General features: G+C 36.0%; 4 protein-coding genes and 1 pseudogene. All 5 read left to right on the top strand.

Features of this window, described 5'->3' with window-relative positions:
• Positions 1–356: pseudogene (locus K8S13_RS16355) on the top strand (hypothetical protein); the annotation flags it as partial.
• Between the two features lie 203 nt (positions 357–559).
• On the top strand, positions 560–835 hold the full coding sequence (locus K8S13_RS16350) for a type II toxin-antitoxin system HigB family toxin (protein ID WP_291464131.1): 276 nt from the start codon (positions 560–562) through the stop codon (positions 833–835).
• Entirely contained in the window at positions 835–2,046 is a 1,212-nt protein-coding gene (locus K8S13_RS16345) for an ImmA/IrrE family metallo-endopeptidase (protein ID WP_291464130.1), read from the top strand. Before K8S13_RS16350 ends, K8S13_RS16345 begins: the two co-directional genes overlap by 1 nt.
• Before the next feature lie 260 nt (positions 2,047–2,306).
• Entirely contained in the window at positions 2,307–2,792 is a 486-nt protein-coding gene (locus K8S13_RS16340) for a transposase (protein ID WP_291464127.1), read from the top strand.
• A 56-nt stretch (positions 2,793–2,848) separates the two neighbouring features.
• The coding region (locus K8S13_RS16335; RefSeq protein ID WP_291464125.1) for a RhuM family protein at positions 2,849–3,382 on the top strand (534 nt) is incomplete at its 3' end.

The raw sequence follows: 3,382 nt of genomic DNA, 5'->3' as shown, positions 1-3,382 counted from the left end.
TTGCTTTCATAATACTATTAATCTGGCTTGATGAAGTAATAGATATTCCTGATTTGCTCTTAGGGGCGGAACCAACACCATTAAACTGGAGGGAATCTTTTTTCGAAAGTGTCTGCATCGCAATTATAGGTGCAGTAATAATTCGTTTCACAAAAAATATCTTTCAGAAAATGAAATATCTTGAGGGAATACTGCCTGTATGTGCCTCTTGTAAAAGAATTAGGGATGAAAAAAACAATTGGCATCAAATTGAATCATATGTTCGTGAAAGGTCGGATGCAGAATTTAGTCATGGGATTTGCCCAGAATGTGCAGAGAAATTGTATCCAGATTTCAATCCTTATAAAAAGAAATAAGCAAATAGCACAACCATTGCATTCACCAGACGACGAAAAGCGCGGCGGCGCTGACGCGATAAGGTTGGTTGGGCCGCTGGTGATGCAGGTCGTTTTTCCCAAAATATAACTATTCCATTGTTCCCATTGGGGGAACTTTTGTATTGACATTAATTGGGGAACGTATTAATAATTAAGTTATGCATGTAATAGCCAGGCCTCAATTGATAAAATTTTACCAGCAAGAAGGATGTAAGGATGCAAAAGGACCTATTGATGCATGGTGGCATGAAGCGAAAAAAGCAAATTGGCAATTCTGGCCAGAAATGAAAGCGCAATATGGATCAGCCAGTATTTTAAAAAATAACCGTATTGTCTTTAACTTAGGAGGGAATAAGTACCGATTAATAGTAAAAATCAATTTTCCAACACAGACTGTTTTTATTCGGTTTGTGGGGACCCATAAAGAGTATGATAAAATTAATGCGGAGGAAATATAATGATTAACAAACTTATTAAAACAGAAGAAGACTATAGTTTAGTTCTATCCCGCATTGAAAACCTGATGGATGCCGAAGCAAACACTCCTGAAGCGGAAGAACTTGAACTGCTTGCTACACTAGTTGAACTTTATGAAGATGAACATTATGCGATGGACACACCTGAGCCGATAGATGCAATAAAGTTTAGGATGGAACAGTTGGGACTCAATCAGCAAGGCTTGGTGCCCTTTATTGGCAGCAAGAGCAAAGTCTCTGAGATCCTAAATAAAAAAAGGCCATTAACTCTTTCAATGATGCGATCTCTTCACCAAAATTTGGGAATACCGGCTGAAATTTTTTTACAAAAAGCAGGTGGAAGTTTTCCCAAGGCAATACCCCATACTGAATGGCATCTTTTTCCATTGAAAGAAATGTCAAAAAGAGGGTGGATTCATCCAATAAAGAACTTAAAAGATTCAGCTGAAGAAGCCATGCGGCTTTTTATTAATAATTGTTGCCCAAATGGGGAAACGATTGAGGCTTGTTTTAGAGAAAACTCCGGAAATCGAACTAATGCAAAAACAGATAGTTATGCACTTAACTCATGGTGCATGAGGATCATGGCGCTTGCCCAAAAAAACACTCTAAAAAAAAAATTTGATCCTGCCAATTTCACATCTGACAACCTTAGAGAGATAGGTAAATTAAGCTTTTTTGATGAGGGTCCCCTACTTGCTATGGAGTTTCTGGAGAAACATGGAATCCATCTGATCATCGAACGACATCTACCAAAAACATATTTAGATGGGGCTGCCTTATTACTTGAAGATTCGACACCCGTTGTTGGATTAACACTGAGATATGATAGAATTGACAATTTTTGGTTTTGCCTTCTTCATGAATTAGCCCATATAGTATTGCACCTTGGTAAAGAAAATCAAAATTTATTTGTAGATGACATGGATATCAGAACCTCTGGGAGAGGAAAACAAAACGATACTGAAGACGAAGCCGATTCTCTTGCTATTGAATCTTTGATTCCGAATAAAATTTGGTCCACCGCTGCCGCGAAAACAAATCCTAATAAAAAAAATGTACTTGAATTAGCAGAATATCTAAAAATTCACCCAGCTTGCATTGCCGGCAAAGTTCGATTTGATCAGAATAATTTTAGATTGTTATCCAAATTAATTGGATCAGGTAAAATTAGAACCCTTTTTGAAGTCTGATTTTTTTACTGGCACTACCCTAAAATCTGATATTGAAGTTAAGCTATTTTTTATAAAATGTTAAACAAGAAAAATGAACCGGATTTCACCGGTTGAGACCTTTGATTAACTCAGAGGAAAAAGCATCCGATTATTACAAAATTGAAATTATCCATCCAGAAAAGTAAAATTTATTGAATATAACCAATTAAATTTATTGAATATTCATCTCATTCATGTTATAAAAATGGTAATAAAAAGCATAAATGAGGGGATACCAAATGGCATTCAAATCAAAACAAAAAAATCTTACATTTTCTGATTTAGAAAGATCTTTGAAAGACACGAAGAATAAAAGCCTTGAAATACTTACGAATATGGATAAGACTATCGCCTGGGGTAAAATTGAGTCCATCCTTCTAAGAGATTATCCGGTTGGTGACAAAAAAGAAGGGAATAAAGCCTATTCTCCATTGCTTTTGTTCAAATGCCTGTTGATCCAAAAATGGTTTCGGATCAAGTCAGATCCTGAGCTTGAAAGCCAGATCAATGACCGCAATTCTTTCCAGACATTTTTAGGATTGTCAGCCAGTGAAGCATCCCCGGATCATTCAACCTTTTCCAAATTTAGAAAAAGGCTGACAAAGGGGAAGTTTGAGGTCATAGTGGGGGATATTCTGAATCAGTTTTCAGATAAGGGTCTTACCATTATTATGGTCTTAAAGAGCACACATCAGTTGATGCAAAGCCGAGCTGTGATTATGTAGCCAAACACAAAGAGACAATTGAAACGTATCTAAAAAATCCATAGAGAATTAATAGCATGAAAAACGAAATAGAAAATTCAAAAGGACAATTTTTAGTCTATAAAGCAGAAGATGGCACTGTTAAAATAGATGTGAGATTGTCCGATGAAACAGTCTGGCTGACACAGAAGCTTATGGCAGAGCTTTTTCAAACCACAAAGCAAAATATAAGTCTACATGTAAACAATATTTATAAAGAACAAGAGTTGTTTCCAAAAGCAACTGTTAAGGAATACTTGACAGTTCGAAAAGAAGGAGGCCGTGAGGTAAAAAGGCTTCTTGATTATTATAATCTGGATATGATTATTTCAGTTGGATACCGGATAAAAAGTCATATTGCCACCCGTTTTCGCATCTGGGCAACTGAAAGGTTGAAAGAATATATTGTAAAAAGGTTTACCTTAGATGATGAGAGATTAAAAAATCCGGATCTTCCTTTTGATTACTTTGAAGAACTTACTCGCCGCATTCAGGATATCAGGACGTCAGAACGGCGATTTTATCAAAAAATTACAGATATATATGCAACTAGTGTTGATTATGATCCTACT

The organism is Desulfobacula sp. (genome assembly GCF_021107415.1).
The sequence above is the reverse complement of the archived record's forward strand: the minus strand, read 5'-3'. Positions and strand labels throughout refer to the sequence as shown.